Genomic DNA, 13,694 nt, shown 5'->3' with positions numbered 1-13,694 from the left:
GTAGTGCCGGCCGCTGGCCGGTTCACCGGGAAACGTGTTCACGCAAATGCCGGCCAGCGGCCGGCACTACCTCTTCCAGGCATTACGCGCTGGCGGCCTCTTCCACCTTCGGCCCATCCCACAGTGCGTGGCCGGCCTTCTTGCGCAGCCGCTCCAGCCGCGCGGCATGCGCTTCCAGCTCCGACGGCGTGGCCATTACGCGCGGGCGCGGCAGCAGCTTGCTGGTATCGAAGGCCTGCAGCGCCGCACCGGCGCCACCGCCATCGTCATCCCCCAGGCCGAATCCGATCTCTTCCTGCCCCGAGGTCAGCGCGATGTACACGTCACCCAGGATCTGCGCATCGAGCAGGCCGCCGTGCAGCGCACGGTGCGAGTTGTCAACGCCCAGTCGCTTGCACAGCGCATCCAGCGAATTGCGCTGGCCCGGGAAGCGCTCGCGCGCCATCACCAGGGTATCGATCACTGTGCAGCGATCGGTGATCTTCCCGTACTGCGGGCCCAGCAGCGACAGCTCGTTGTCGAGGAAGCCCAGGTCGAACGCCGCGTTGTGGATGATCAGCTCGGCGCCATCGATGAAGGCCAGGAACTCATCGGCGATCTGCGCGAAGTCCGGCTTGTCAGCCAGGAACTCCAGGGTCAGGCCGGTGACTTCCTGCGCGCCCTGTTCGAACTCGCAGTCCGGCTTGATGTACTGGTGGTAGTTGTTGCCAGTCGGGCGGCGCTTGAACAGTTCCACGCAGCCGATTTCGACGATGCGGTTGCCCTTCTTCCATTCCAGGCCGGTGGTTTCGGTATCGAGGATGATCTGACGCATGGGCTCAGTTTACCGGGCTGGCGTCGCGGATCTGGATGGCCGCGTTGCGCGCCAGCGTATCCACCCGCTCGTTGTCCGGGTCACCGGAGTGGCCCTTTACCCAGCGCCAGTCGATCTGATGCCGCAGCGTCGCGGCATGCAGGCGCTCCCACAGCTCGCGGTTCTTCACCGGGTCGCCGCCGGCGGTCTTCCAGTTCTTGCGGATCCAGCCGGGCAGCCACTGCGTCAGGCCCTGCCGCACGTACTGCGAATCGGTATAGAGCACGATGTTGCAGGGCTCGGTGAGCGTCTCCAACCCGGAAATGGCCGCCATCAGCTCCATCCGGTTGTTGGTGGTGTGCGCTTCGCCGCCGCTCAGTTCACGCTCGTGGCCCTTGTAGCGCAGCAGCGCAGCCCAGCCGCCGGGGCCGGGATTGCCAAGGCAGGAACCGTCGGTGTGGATTTCGATGGTTTTCAATACAACTCCAGATCAGGTGGCAACGGTGCCGAGCCAACGCACCGGCAACGGTTTCGGCCCGGGCAGGGCCAGCGTGCGCTTTTCAGCATGGAACAGGCAGGCCGCGCGCAGCGGCGCCCAACCGCCCGTGCGGCGACTGCCTGCACCGCGCCAGAGCGGGCCGAGGTAACGCATATCGTCGCACTCCAGCCCGTGGCGGCCGAGCAGCAGGCGGATCCGCTGTGGCGTGCGCACCACCAGTCCGTGCTGGCGCCAATGCGTGCGGTAAGGGCTGAACGGGTTGAGGCTGCTCAGCCACAGGTGGCCGCCCGGCATCAGCACGCGCTCGCACTCGTCCAGCAGTCGCTCCGCATCGCCCGCGGTCACATGCTGCAGCACGACCGCGTTGACGCTCTCGCTGGCCAGCGGCAGCGGCAGCGCACAGCGGGTGTCGCCGGCATAGCCCTGGCCCTGCCGGAACAGCCGCAACCCGCGCCCGCCCAGCTGCGCATCCTCCAGCCAGGCCGCACTCGGTGCGATCCACAGCCAGGGCTGCGTCGGCAGGACAGACAGCTGCGGCAGCAGCAACTGCCGCTCCAGCACGCGCAAGGAGCCCGCCGGTTCAGTGTCGAACCACGGGGCCTGGCTCGCTTGACGGGTGCTCTGCAGCGCGGGCATGGTCCAATTCTATGCGACTGACTGCCCTGCCCGCATTTGCGGACAACTACATCTGGACGTTGATCGACGACGCTGGCGCCGCCGTGGTCGTCGATCCCGGCGATGCCGCGCCGGTGCTTGCGCTGGCCGATCAGGGCCTGCGCGTGGACACGATCCTGCTCACCCATCACCACGATGACCACATCGGTGGCGTGCCCGCGTTGCAGGCACGTTTTCCCGGTGTACGGGTCATCGCGCCCGTCGAGGAGCGCATCCCTGCAGCGACCGAGCGGGTCGGCGAAGGTGAACGCGTTCAGGCACTGGGCCGGACGTTCCACGTACTATCCGTGCCCGGGCATACCCGCAGCCACATCGCGTTTCACACTGCTGAACATCTTTTCAGCGGAGATTCGTTGTTCAGCCTGGGCTGTGGACGCCTGTTCGAAGGTACGCCGTCCCAGCTGCTGGCATCGATGCGCAAGCTGGGTACCTTGCCCGCGCAACTGCTGCTTTGTTGCGCCCACGAGTACACCGTGTCAAATGCCGTCTTCGCGCGGCATGTCGACCCCGCCAACGCTGCCCTGTGGCAGCGCCAAGAGGAGGCTTTGGCCATGCGCCGCGATGACCGTTCCACCCTGCCGGTAACCCTGGCCAACGAATTCGACTGCAATCCGTTCCTGCGTGTGCACACGGCGCCGATCCGCGCGGCAGTGTCGGCGCACCTGGGCCGCGACGTCGTTGACGACGTCGACGTCATGGCCGGTCTCCGGCACTGGAAAGACGGCTTCCGCGCATGATGCGCCGAAGTCTGCCGCTGGCCCTGGGCCTGGTCCTGGGGCTGGCCGGAACCGCCGGTGCCCAGTCGCTGGGCGCGGGCATCGGCCAGAACCTGGCCGCCGCGGCAGCCCTGCCGCTGGATCCGGCCGCGTTGCCGGCCGCGTCGGTCCGCAATGGCCAGGAGATCTTCTCCAGCTTCCGCGACGGCCTGGCCGAGCCCACCTGCAATGCCGAGGCCACCAGCCCGCGCTGGCAGAAGCAGTTCGCCCACGCCCCGTCGCGCCTGGCCAACCAGGATGACGATGCGCTGGTGCTGTTCGGCTACGTGGTTGAAGAGCTGCGCAAGGCCAACCTGCCTACCGAATTCGCACTGATCCCGTTCGTGGAAAGCGGCTACCGGCCCAATGCCCGCAATGGCAGCGGCCCGACCGGCCTGTGGCAGTTCATCGCCACCACCGCGCGCAACCACCGCGTGCCCATGGCCAACGGCTACGATGGCCGCCTGTCGGCGGTCGATTCCACCCAGGCCGCAGTGCGCTACCTGAAGACCCTGCACGGCATGTTCGGCGGCGACTGGCGCCTGGCCACCATGGCCTACAACGCCGGTGAGTACCGCGTGTTGCAGTCCATGCGCAAGGCCGGCATGAACGCGCAGAACGCCAAGCCGTCGGCGCTGCCCGGCCTGTCGCCGGTCACCCATGCCTACGTCGAGAAGCTGCATGCCCTGGCCTGCGTGCTGGAAGACGTGGAAGACCAGCCGGGCGTGATGGCCTCGCTGGACCGCACCGTGCCGGTGCTGAAGGACCACACCCTGCCCGCCGGCACCAGCGTCCAGCAGTGGGCCGCACAGCGCGCCCTGGACCCGGCCAGGATCGCCCGCCTCAACCCCGCCCTGGCGGGCGGTGGCCGCGCCTCGTCGGGTACCACCCGCGTGCTGGCTCCTGTCTCGGCTGCCAATGCGACGGTGGCGGACACCGCATCCGCCTTGGTCGCCAGCGCTGCGCCGGTCGCCACCGCAGCACCGACGCCGCAGGTGGCCAAGACCGTCGCCGCGATCGCTGATCGTCCGCGCAGCCGCCGCCACACCGTGCGTGATGGCGAGTCGGCCTGGACCATCGCCCGCCGCTACGGCATGCCGGTCAAGGCCCTGTTGTCGCTGAACGGCCTGAGCGGCAGCAGCGTGCTGAAGCCGGGCGCCGTGCTGCGCGTGGAAGACTGAGTCCGGCGCGGCACCGCCGCGCCCTGCCCTGTTTCCTGTAGAGCCGAGCCCTTGCTCGGCTTTTTCATGCCTGCGCCCGGCAGACGCAGTCGAGCATGGCTCGACGCTACACATCGGCAGGCACAAAAAAAGGCCCGGCAGTGCCGGGCCTTTCTCATGGATGCAGCCGCAAGGCTTACAGGTTCGCCTCGGTGGTCTGGATCACGAACTTCTTGCGCATCGCCTCGATGTAGGCCTTGGCCGCGGCCATGCCATCGATCTGGCTCAGCTGTTCCTTCAGCTGCTTCTGCTGCTCTGCAGTCACTTCCTTGATGTCGCCCGGATTGACCTTGTTCACCGCGAACAGCAGCGCGTGGCCATTGACGTCGACCTTGCCATAGCTCGGCTTGCCTTCGGCCGGCACCGGCGCACTGAAGATCGCGCGGTTGATTTCCGGGGTCGGCACCGGCTGGCTGCGCGGCAGGCCCGGCATCGGGCTCAGCTGCAGCTTCTCGCTGGCGGCCAGCGACTGCAGGGTGGCACCCGCCTTCAGCTTGGCCAGGATCGCATCGGCCGCCTTGTCGCTGGCCTGGCGCTGGCGGTCAGCGCGGATCGCGGCGATCACCTGGTCACGAGCCTTGTCCAGCGGCAGGGCCTGTTCCGGGGTGTGCGCAGCCACGCGGATGACCACGCTGTGGTTGGTCGCGCCCCCCAGGGCGATCGGGTCACTGGCGGTGCCGTCCTGCACCAGCACGTCGGAGAACGCCGCACGCAGCACGGCCGGGTCAGCGGCAATGCCACTGGCGGTCGCGCGGGTGATCGGGCCCAGCGTCTGCAGCGGCAGGTTCACTTCCTTGGCGGCAGCGGCCAGGTCGCTCGGGCTCTTGTTGATGGCATCGACCAGGCGACCGGCCAGCTCGTTGAAGCCACGCTCACCGTCGGCCTTCAGCTGTTCGGCGGCCAGCGTGTCACGCACTTCCTCGAACGACTTGCCCTGGCCACCGCGCACAGCGGCCACCTTGATGATGTGGTAACCGAACTCGGTCTTCACCGGGCCGATCACATCACCGGCCTTGGCCGCAAACAGCGCGTCCTCGAACGGCTTCACCATCGCACCGCGCTCGACCCAACCCAGGTCCCCGCCCTGGTCCTTGGAGCCCGGATCTTCCGAATTGGCCTTGGCCAGCGCGCCGAAATCGGCACCAGCGGCCTTGGCTTCGGCAGCGATCTTGCTCGCCTTGGCTTCTGCACCGTCACCGGTGATCAGGATGTGCGAGGCCTGGCGCTGCTCCGGCGAGGTGAACTTCGCCTTCTCGTCTTCATAGCGCTTGCGCAGGGTGGCTTCATCGGCCGCCGCCGGTGCCGGCAGGTTCGCGCCGTTGATCTCGACGTACTCCAGCGACACGCTCTCGGCCTGGCGGAAATCCTTGCCGTGGCTGTCGTACCACTGCTTGATCTGCTCATCGGTCACCGGCGCGGTATCGGCCGGTACGGGCGGCAACGCGGCCAGCTCGACGTCGCGGGTTTCGCCCAGCAGCTTCAACAGGCGCTCGGTCTCGGCCTGGGTGACGAAGCCGGAGCTCTGCAGGCCCGACGGAATCACCGACTGCTGCAGGCTCTCGCGCACCAGCTCCTGGAACTGGGTCGGCGTACGCGGCGGGTTGCCGCCGGCCAGGGCCAGGCGATAGTTGTTCTCGTTGAACTTGCCGTTCGAATCGAGGAATGCGGGCATGGTCGCGATGTACTCGCGCACCGCGCCGTCGCCGATCACCACGCCTGCCTGCTCACCGACCAGGCGCACGACCTGCTCGTCGATCAGCTGATCGAGCACGGCCATCTTGTTCTCGGTGCTCTCGAACGCGCGCGGGTCGAAGTTGTCGCCCTGCTGCTGGCGCTCACGCATGCGCTCCTGCTCGAAACGCGTGCGGAAATCCTGCGAGCTGATCTCGTGGTGCTGCCACAGCATGCGCACCGGCCACCACGACGGCGCCGAACGCCACCAGGTCGGCGGCGCGGAAACCTTGGCCACGTTCTGTGCGCCAACGCCACCGAGGTAGCTGTTGTCGATCACGAACAGGAACGGAATCATCAGCAGCCCCAGGATCACAGTGACGATCCAGCCTGAGGTCTTGTCGCGGAGTTTCTGCAGCATGGTGAGGAATCACAAGGCCTTATTGGCGAGCCCGGCAGTGTAACCCGCTTCGCCGCAGGGACCAAAAGCAGCGCCAGCGCGGCCTGCGCCCACATCGGCAGGCATGCGCCATCCGTGTGTCGGCCATTTCCACCATGGCGCAAAGAAAAAGCCCCCGGCTTGCGCCGAGGGCTTTTGAAGTTGGCGGAGCGGACGGGACTCGAACCCGCGACCTCCGGCGTGACAGGCCAGCATTCTAACCAGCTGAACTACCGCTCCGCGCTTGAACTTTGCAGGCGCCCAGTATATCCGAAGACTCCCTGGAAACCCAGCCCGATGAACACTTTTTTCAAAGTTTTTTCACAGGGACTTAAGAATTCTGCAATGGCGGAGCGGACGGGACTCGAACCCGCGACCTCCGGCGTGACAGGCCAGCATTCTAACCAGCTGAACTACCGCTCCGTTCTTGCAAAAACCTTTTCGCCTTCCTTCCGAACCTGTCGGTGAGAAGACAAGGCCCCCAGCTTCAGGCCGGGGGCCTCGATGTAGTGGCGGAGCGGACGGGACTCGAACCCGCGACCTCCGGCGTGACAGGCCAGCATTCTAACCAGCTGAACTACCGCTCCGCGTTGTTACCTTTTTTGCTTTCAGCCGGCCTGGACCGGGAGAAAACAAAGCCTCCAGCTTTTGGCCGGAGGCCTCGTTGAATGGCGGAGCGGACGGGACTCGAACCCGCGACCTCCGGCGTGACAGGCCAGCATTCTAACCAGCTGAACTACCGCTCCACACTCAAACTTTTACCGCGGTGCTGTGGTGGGTGCTGAGGGTTTCGAACCCCCGACCCTCTCCGTGTAAAGGAGACGCTCTACCGCTGAGCTAAGCACCCCAGCGAGCCGCTTAGTTTACAGCATCCTTCAGGGCCTTACCAGCCTTGAACGACGGATTCTTCGAAGCAGCGATCTTGATGGTGTCGCCGGTCTTCGGGTTGCGGCCGGTGCGGGCAGCACGGTCGCGGACCTGGAAGGTACCGAAGCCAACCAGGGTGACCGCATCGCCGTCCTTCAGCGCCTTGGTGACGGCAGCAACGACGGCATCGACAGCGCGGCTGGACTCGGCCTTGGTCAGGTCTGCAGCTTCAGCAACGGCATCGATCAATTCGGTCTTGTTCATTCTCTACAACTCCTTTGGCGGTGGGTTCCGCTTATTCGACAGGGAAGCAACCGCACGCGCTCTGCATGCGGCCGCCATGTGGAAACGGTTCGCCGAATTCAGCGATCGCCAGACTGCGATCACTCATTCGCGAGTGCTGCTTTTATACCAGTGGCCCTACCCCCACGCAAGCTGGAAAGCCAGCAACGACGCGGGTTTCGGGCCATTGGACAGCGCGCGTCAATGCTTGACGCGCGCGTTTCCACTCGGTTTGGCCTTGCTGCGCACCGTGACACGTTGCGCACTCTTGCGCGCCTTCTTCGGTGCCAACGGACGCTCCAGCGCCAGGTCCAGGACTTCTTCGATGTACTTCACCGGCACGATCTCCAGATCGCGGGTGACGTTGGCCGGGATGTCGGCCAGGTCCTTGCGGTTCTCCTCGGGAATGATGACCGTGCGGATTCCGCCACGCAGTGCGGCCAGCAGCTTCTCCTTCAGTCCACCGATGGCCGTGACGCGACCACGCAGGGTGATTTCGCCGGTCATCGCCACGTCGGCACGCACCGGCACCTTGGTCAGCATCGATACCAGCGAGGTGACCATCGCCGCGCCGGCACTCGGGCCGTCCTTCGGCGTAGCGCCATCGGGCACATGCAGGTGCACGTCGTGCTTCTGCAGGAAGTCGCTGTCGATGCCGAAGCCGACGGCGCGCGAACGCACCACCGACAGCGCCGCTGAAGCCGATTCCTTCATCACGTTGCCGAGCTGGCCGGTCAGGATCAGCTGGCCCTTGCCCGGCACCAGCGTCGATTCGATCTGCAGCAGATCGCCACCCACCTCGGTCCAGGCCAGGCCGGTGACCAGGCCGATCTCGTTCTCTTCCTCGGCACGGCCGAAGTCGAAGCGACGCACGCCCAGGTACTTGTCCAGGTTCTTGCTGGACACGCTCACCAGCGCCTTCTTCTTCGCGCCCTTCTTCGCCTTCACCGGCTGCGGGCCGGCCAGCGCGATCTCCTTCACCACCTTGCGGCAGATCTTGGCGATCTCGCGTTCCAGGTTGCGCACGCCCGACTCGCGCGTGTAGTAGCGCACGATGTCCTGGATGGCGTCACTGCCGATCTCCAGCTCTTCCGGCTGCAGGCCGTTGGCCTTGACCTGCTTGGGCACCAGGTAACGGGTGGCGATGTTGAGCTTCTCATCCTCGGTGTAGCCGGGGATGCGGATCACTTCCATGCGGTCCAGCAGCGGGCCGGGAATGTTGAGCGAGTTCGAGGTGGCCACGAACATCACTTCAGACAGGTCCAGGTCCACTTCCAGATAGTGGTCGTTGAACGCGTTGTTCTGCTCAGGGTCGAGCACTTCCAGCAACGCCGAGGACGGATCGCCGCGGAAGTCCATCGACATCTTGTCGATCTCGTCGAGCACGAACAGCGGGTTCTTGCTGCCGACCTTGTTGAGGTTCTGCACGATGCGGCCCGGCATCGAACCGACGTAGGTGCGACGGTGGCCACGGATCTCGGCCTCGTCACGCACGCCGCCCAGCGACATGCGCACGAACTTGCGGTTGGTGGCCTTGGCGATGGACTGTCCCAGCGAGGTCTTGCCCACGCCCGGCGGCCCGACCAGGCACAGGATCGGGCCCTTCATCTGCTTCACGCGCGACTGCACCGCCAGGTATTCAAGGATGCGTTCCTTGACCTTCTCCAGCCCGTAGTGATCGGCATCGAGGGTGTCCTGCGCCACCTTCAGGTCCTTGCGAACCTTGCTGCGCTTCTTCCACGGCACGCCCAGCAACCACTCCAGGTAGTTGCGCACGACCGCCGCTTCGGCCGACATCGGCGACATCTGCTTGAGCTTGTTCAGCTCGTTGCGCGCCTTGGCCTCAACGGCCTTCGGCATGCCGGCCTCGGCGATCTTGCGCGCCAGCTCTTCCAGCTCGCCAGGCGCATCGTCCAGGTCACCCAGTTCCTTCTGGATGGCCTTCATCTGTTCGTTGAGGTAGTACTCGCGCTGGCTCTTCTCCATCTGCGACTTCACGCGGCCGCGGATGCGCTTCTCCATCTGCTGCACGTCGATCTCGCCGTCGACCAGGCCGACCAGCATCTCCAGGCGGTCACCGACGGCCAGCGTTTCCAGCAGGCGCTGCTTGTCGGCCAGGCGCACGCTGATGTGCGCGGCGATGGTGTCGGCCAGGCGCGCCGGCTCATCGATGCCCGACAGCGTCTGCAGCAGTTCCGGCGGCAGCTTGCGGTTGGTCTTCACGTACTGCTCGAACAGCGACATCAGCGAGCGGGCGATCGCCTCGACCTCGCGCGCTTCGCGCTCGTCGCTGGCGTCGATCTCCACGGCCTGGCCGTGCAGCGAGCCGTTGCGCTCGTCAACGTGGGTGACCTGCACGCGCGACAGGCCTTCGACCAGCACCTTGATGGTGCCGTCGGGCAGCTTCAGCAGCTGCAGCACCTGCGCCAGCGTACCGACCTGGTAGAGGTCGGCCGCATGCGGGTCGTCGGTTTCGGCCGACTTCTGCGCCAGCAGCAGGATGCGCTTGTCCGCCTCCATTGCCTGTTCGAGCGCGTGCATGGACTTGTCACGGCCGACGAACAGCGGAATGACCATGTGCGGGAACACCACTACGTCGCGCAGCGGCAGGACCGGCAGGTCGAGGGTTTCACTTGGGGAACGGGCCATGGGGGCTCCAGGGAAGGGGGAAAACCGCCTCCGGGAGGGCATCTTCCGGAGACAAAAAAAGCCGATGGCCCCGTTATGGGGCCATCGGCTTTCAGATGCAAGGCATTCCTTGAAAATCCTTTCCAATCAACAACCTGGAAGGATCACTCGGCGCCTGCGGCCTTCTGTTCAGGGACCGCCGGGGTCTGGTAGATCAGGTACGGCTCGGACTTGTGCTCGATCACCGATTCGTCCACCACCACCTTGCTGACGTTTTCCTGCGACGGCAGGTCGTACATGGTGTCCAGCAGGACCGATTCGACGATGGTGCGCAGGCCACGGGCACCGGTCTTGCGCTTGAGCGCCTTCCTGGCGATGGCCGACAACGCGTCCGGACGGAACTCCAGCTCGACGTTCTCCATCTCGAACAGCTTCTTGAACTGCTTGGTGATGGCGTTCTTCGGCTCGGTCAGGATCTTGATCAGGGCCGGCTCGTCCAGCTCCTCCAGGGTCGCCACCACCGGCAGGCGGCCGACGAACTCCGGAATCAGGCCGAACTTGATCAGGTCTTCCGGCTCGACTTCGGCCAGCACCTTGCCCACTTCCTGCTTGCGCTCGCTGCTCTTCACCTTGGCGCCGAAGCCGATGCTGCCGACGTCGGTGGAACGGGCCTGGATCACCTTGTCCAGCCCGGCGAACGCGCCGCCGCAGATGAACAGGATGTTCTTGGTGTCCACCTGCAGGAATTCCTGCTGCGGATGCTTGCGCCCGCCCTGCGGCGGAACGCTGGCCACGGTGCCTTCGATCAGCTTCAGCAGGGCCTGCTGCACGCCTTCGCCGGACACATCGCGGGTGATCGACGGGTTCTCGCTCTTGCGCGAGATCTTGTCGATTTCATCGATGTAGACGATGCCCTGCTGTGCCTTCTCGACGTCGTAGTCGCACTTCTGCAGCAGCTTCTGGATGATGTTCTCCACGTCCTCGCCCACGTAACCGGCTTCGGTCAGCGTGGTGGCGTCGGCCATGGTGAACGGCACGTTGAGCAGGCGGGCCAGGGTTTCGGCCAGCAGCGTCTTGCCCGAACCGGTCGGGCCGACCAGCAGGATGTTCGACTTCGCCAGTTCGACGTCGTCGTTCTTCTGCCGGCTCTCGATGCGCTTGTAGTGGTTGTACACGGCCACGGCCAGGGTGCGCTTGGCGCGGTTCTGGCCGATCACGTACTGGTCGAGGACCTCGAGGATCTCGCGCGGCTTGGGCAGCGAACTGCGCGCCGACTGCGCCTTTTCCTCAAGTTCCTCACGGATGATGTCGTTGCACAGCTCCACGCACTCATCGCAGATGAATACGCTCGGACCCGCAATCAGCTTGCGCACTTCATGCTGGCTCTTGCCGCAGAAAGAGCAGTAGAGGATCTTGCCGGTGTCCGTGGAACGACCTTGGCGGTCTTCGCTCATGCTTCGCTTACCCAGTTACCCCACCCGCTGAACGGGGGTTCGATTCGAGAATAGCACAGGGCCGAGGGGACACCAGTCCCGCCCGACCCTGCAGGAACGGGGCCTCCCTGGCCCCGTGAAGGCCGGTCAACCGGCCTGGATCGACTCATCCGGACGACGCTCCAGGACCTGGTCGACCAGACCGTAGGCCTGCGCCTCGAAGGCGCTCTTGAAGTTGTCGCGCTCGGTGTCGCGGGCGATCGTCTCCAGCGACTGGCCGGTGTGCTTGGCCAGGATCTCGTTCAGGCGCGAACGCAGGGTCAGGATCTCACGCGCGTGGATGTCGATGTCGGTGGCCTGGCCCTGGTAGCCGCCCAGCGGCTGGTGGATCATCACGCGCGAGTTCGGCAGCGCATAGCGCTTGCCGGCTTCGCCCGCGGCCAGCAGCAGGGCGCCCATCGAGGCGGCCTGGCCGATGCAGGTGGTGCTCACATTCGGCTTGATGTACTGCATGGTGTCGTAGATCGCCATGCCGGCGGTGACCACGCCACCCGGCGAGTTGATGTAGATGTTGATGTCCTTTTCCGGGTTCTCCGATTCCAGGAACAGCAACTGCGCCACCACCACGTTGGCCATGTGATCGTCGATCGGGCCCACGAGGAAGATCAGGCGCTCCTTCAACAGGCGCGAATAGATGTCGTAGGCACGCTCGCCGCGGCTGGTCTGCTCGACCACCATCGGAACCAGGTTCAGGGCTTTGGTTCGGTTGTCCATTACGTGAGGTACCTATCTTGGGGGGCAACAACCCCGCGCCGGCAAAGGCGCGGGGCATCCGGTGATCCGCCGGCTTACTGGCGGATCGCGTCCTGGAACGACAGCTTCTCTTCGGTGTGCTGGGCACGCTCGGCGATCCAGTCGATCACCTGCTCTTCCATCACACGGTTCTGCAGGCCAGACATCAGCTGGGGGTCGTTGCGGTACATCTCAATGACCTGCTCCGGCTCTTCGTAGGTCGAGGCGATCAGACGCATCGTTTCGTTCAGGCGCTTGGCTTCCAGGCGCAGGTCGTTGATGCGGGCCACTTCACCGACCAGCAGGCCGACCAGCACGCGCTTGGCGGCGGCGTCCTTGAAGCCTTCGTGGGCATCGGCCGGGATCTCGCCGACGTTCTGGCCGTTGCGGCGCAGCTGCTCGACCTGCTGGGCCAGCATGGCGCGGGCTTCGTTCTCGACCAGGCGCGGCGGCATTTCCACCGACGAGTAGGCCGCGATCAGCTGCTCGCCCACTTCGCGGCGCAGGCGGTTCATCAGCGCGCCCTTCAGCTCACGCTCCAGGTTGGCGCGGATGTCGCTGCGGAACTGCTCGACGTCGCCACCCTTCACGCCGAAGCTCTTGATGAAGGCTTCGTCGACCGCCGGCACGACCGGCTCGGACACTTCGGCAACCTTGACGGTGACCTGCACGGTCTTGCCGGCCAGCACCGGCACGCGCCAGTCAGCCGGGAACTCGACGTCCAGGGTCTTCTCTTCGCCCTTGGCCAGGCCGACCAGGCCCTTTTCGATGGTGTCGAACATCATGCCCTGGCCGAGCACGATCGAACCCTTCTCGGTGCCCTCGGCCGGCAGGCGCTCTTCGCCGGCCTGCGACCAGGTTTCCACCGCGACCAGGTCGCCGTCCTGCGCGCCACGGCTGACCGGGGCCCAGGTGCGACGCTGGTTCTGCAGGTTCTCGATCATCTGGTCGATGTCGGCGTCGGTGATCTCGGCGGTGTGGCGCACGACGGTCAGCTTGCTGACGTCGATGTCGCCGAAGTCCGGCACCACTTCCACGGTGGCCACGAAGGAGAACTCACCCTCGTCGCCCTTGTCGATGCGCGGGCTGCCGACGACGCGCAGGTCGTGCTCGCGCACGGCCGCGTCGAAGGTCTCGCGCAGCAGGCCGTCCAGCGCCTCGCCACGGACCTGCGCGCCGAAGCGCTGCTCGATCACCTTGGCCGGCACCTTGCCCGGACGGAACCCCTTGATGCGGGTGGTACGGGCGATTTCGCCCAGGCGGCCGGCGATGTGGCTCTGCAGACGCTCTTCCGGCAGCGAGAAGCTCAGGCGGCGTTCCAGGTTGCCGGTGGATTCGATCGAAGCTTGCATGTTGACTCCTGCCACCGGTGGCCCAGGCCCCCGGCTCGATGATTGGGATGAAACGGTTGTTAGGACACGACGTCTGGGACGCGCCTGCTTGCCGCAGCCCTTTAGTTTCGCCCAATTCGGCCTGCACTGCCAGCGCGTGCCGGTCAAGGGGGCGCCGATGGCCCGATCAGGGCGGGGACAGGCCGGCACTGGTGCGAAAGGGGGGACTCGAACCCCCACGCCTTGCGGCACTGGAACCTAAATCCAGGGCGTCTACCAATTCCGCCACTTTCGCGTGGCCGGCACAGG

At 65.6% G+C, this 13,694-nt stretch carries 11 protein-coding genes and 6 tRNA genes; 2 read left to right on the top strand and 15 right to left on the bottom strand.

The features are described from left to right. Nucleotides 1-82: 82 nt before the first annotated feature. The 3 genes from dnaQ to AC5P7F_RS17705 are packed head-to-tail and all read right to left on the bottom strand — an operon-like array spanning nt 83 to nt 1,928. Nucleotides 83-814, bottom strand: a complete 732-nt coding sequence (gene dnaQ / locus AC5P7F_RS17715) for a DNA polymerase III subunit epsilon (RefSeq protein WP_014646158.1) — start codon at nt 812-814, stop codon at nt 83-85. A 4-nt stretch (nt 815-818) separates the two neighbouring features. Then, the gene (gene rnhA, locus AC5P7F_RS17710; protein ID WP_014646157.1) at nt 819-1,271 is read right to left on the bottom strand and encodes a ribonuclease HI; all 453 of its coding nucleotides are present in this window, start codon (nt 1,269-1,271) and stop codon (nt 819-821) included. A gap of 12 nt (nt 1,272-1,283) precedes the next feature. Continuing rightward, on the bottom strand, nt 1,284-1,928 hold the full coding sequence (locus AC5P7F_RS17705) for a methyltransferase domain-containing protein (RefSeq protein ID WP_041863105.1): 645 nt from the start codon (nt 1,926-1,928) through the stop codon (nt 1,284-1,286). An 11-nt stretch (nt 1,929-1,939) separates the two neighbouring features. On the opposite strand from AC5P7F_RS17705, the gene gloB reads away from it, so the two are divergent. Continuing rightward, nucleotides 1,940-2,704, top strand: coding sequence for a hydroxyacylglutathione hydrolase (gloB, locus tag AC5P7F_RS17700; RefSeq protein WP_014646155.1), 765 nt, complete (start codon nt 1,940-1,942; stop codon nt 2,702-2,704). Further along, nucleotides 2,701-3,903, top strand: coding sequence for a lytic transglycosylase domain-containing protein (locus AC5P7F_RS17695; protein WP_046429131.1), 1,203 nt, complete (start codon nt 2,701-2,703; stop codon nt 3,901-3,903). The genes gloB and AC5P7F_RS17695 overlap by 4 nt, the downstream gene beginning before the upstream one ends. A gap of 175 nt (nt 3,904-4,078) precedes the next feature. Here AC5P7F_RS17695 and AC5P7F_RS17690 read toward each other — a convergent pair whose 3' ends face one another. The 12 genes from AC5P7F_RS17690 to AC5P7F_RS17635 form a co-directional block, all read right to left on the bottom strand. After that, nucleotides 4,079-6,034, bottom strand: coding sequence for a peptidyl-prolyl cis-trans isomerase (locus tag AC5P7F_RS17690; protein ID WP_046429130.1), 1,956 nt, complete (start codon nt 6,032-6,034; stop codon nt 4,079-4,081). 181 nt (nt 6,035-6,215) lie between these two features. Beyond that, nucleotides 6,216-6,292, bottom strand: a tRNA-Asp gene (locus AC5P7F_RS17685). Nucleotides 6,293-6,398: 106 nt separating this feature from the next. After that, nucleotides 6,399-6,475: transfer RNA gene (locus tag AC5P7F_RS17680), tRNA-Asp, on the bottom strand. 87 nt (nt 6,476-6,562) lie between these two features. Further along, nucleotides 6,563-6,639: transfer RNA gene (locus AC5P7F_RS17675), tRNA-Asp, on the bottom strand. 82 nt (nt 6,640-6,721) lie between these two features. After that, nucleotides 6,722-6,798, bottom strand: a tRNA-Asp gene (locus AC5P7F_RS17670). A gap of 26 nt (nt 6,799-6,824) precedes the next feature. After that, a tRNA-Val gene (locus AC5P7F_RS17665) sits at nt 6,825-6,899 on the bottom strand. Between the two features lie 11 nt (nt 6,900-6,910). After that, on the bottom strand, nt 6,911-7,183 hold the full coding sequence (locus AC5P7F_RS17660) for an HU family DNA-binding protein (RefSeq protein ID WP_004146343.1): 273 nt from the start codon (nt 7,181-7,183) through the stop codon (nt 6,911-6,913). A 219-nt stretch (nt 7,184-7,402) separates the two neighbouring features. Beyond that, entirely contained in the window at nt 7,403-9,850 is a 2,448-nt protein-coding gene (gene lon, locus AC5P7F_RS17655; protein ID WP_014646100.1) for an endopeptidase La, read from the bottom strand. 143 nt (nt 9,851-9,993) lie between these two features. Next, complete coding sequence (gene clpX, locus AC5P7F_RS17650; RefSeq protein ID WP_014646099.1) at nt 9,994-11,283, bottom strand: ATP-dependent Clp protease ATP-binding subunit ClpX; 1,290 nt, start codon at nt 11,281-11,283, stop codon at nt 9,994-9,996. A gap of 126 nt (nt 11,284-11,409) precedes the next feature. Continuing rightward, entirely contained in the window at nt 11,410-12,036 is a 627-nt protein-coding gene (gene clpP / locus AC5P7F_RS17645) for an ATP-dependent Clp endopeptidase proteolytic subunit ClpP (protein ID WP_019659528.1), read from the bottom strand. A 74-nt stretch (nt 12,037-12,110) separates the two neighbouring features. After that, nucleotides 12,111-13,406, bottom strand: coding sequence for a trigger factor (gene tig, locus AC5P7F_RS17640; RefSeq protein ID WP_032961818.1), 1,296 nt, complete (start codon nt 13,404-13,406; stop codon nt 12,111-12,113). A 189-nt stretch (nt 13,407-13,595) separates the two neighbouring features. Beyond that, nucleotides 13,596-13,680 (bottom strand) — tRNA-Leu (locus AC5P7F_RS17635). Nucleotides 13,681-13,694: the final 14 nt, after the last annotated feature.

This window comes from Stenotrophomonas sp. YJH_SMC_105-26, assembly GCF_059368915.1.
This window is presented reverse-complemented; position numbering and strand designations above follow the sequence as displayed.

What these genes read in the sequence shown, in the direction of transcription:
- dnaQ (WP_014646158.1), bottom strand. Translation starts at nt 814, where the DNA reads ATGCGTCAGATCATCCTCGATACCGAAACCACCGGCCTGGAATGGAAG.
- AC5P7F_RS17705 (WP_041863105.1), bottom strand. Translation starts at nt 1,928, where the DNA reads ATGCCCGCGCTGCAGAGCACCCGTCAAGCGAGCCAGGCCCCGTGGTTC.
- gloB (WP_014646155.1), top strand. Translation starts at nt 1,940, where the DNA reads ATGCGACTGACTGCCCTGCCCGCATTTGCGGACAACTACATCTGGACG.
- AC5P7F_RS17695 (WP_046429131.1), top strand. Translation starts at nt 2,701, where the DNA reads ATGATGCGCCGAAGTCTGCCGCTGGCCCTGGGCCTGGTCCTGGGGCTG.
- AC5P7F_RS17690 (WP_046429130.1), bottom strand. Translation starts at nt 6,034, where the DNA reads ATGCTGCAGAAACTCCGCGACAAGACCTCAGGCTGGATCGTCACTGTG.
- AC5P7F_RS17660 (WP_004146343.1), bottom strand. Translation starts at nt 7,183, where the DNA reads ATGAACAAGACCGAATTGATCGATGCCGTTGCTGAAGCTGCAGACCTG.
- lon (WP_014646100.1), bottom strand. Translation starts at nt 9,850, where the DNA reads ATGGCCCGTTCCCCAAGTGAAACCCTCGACCTGCCGGTCCTGCCGCTG.
- clpX (WP_014646099.1), bottom strand. Translation starts at nt 11,283, where the DNA reads ATGAGCGAAGACCGCCAAGGTCGTTCCACGGACACCGGCAAGATCCTC.
- clpP (WP_019659528.1), bottom strand. Translation starts at nt 12,036, where the DNA reads ATGGACAACCGAACCAAAGCCCTGAACCTGGTTCCGATGGTGGTCGAG.
- tig (WP_032961818.1), bottom strand. Translation starts at nt 13,406, where the DNA reads ATGCAAGCTTCGATCGAATCCACCGGCAACCTGGAACGCCGCCTGAGC.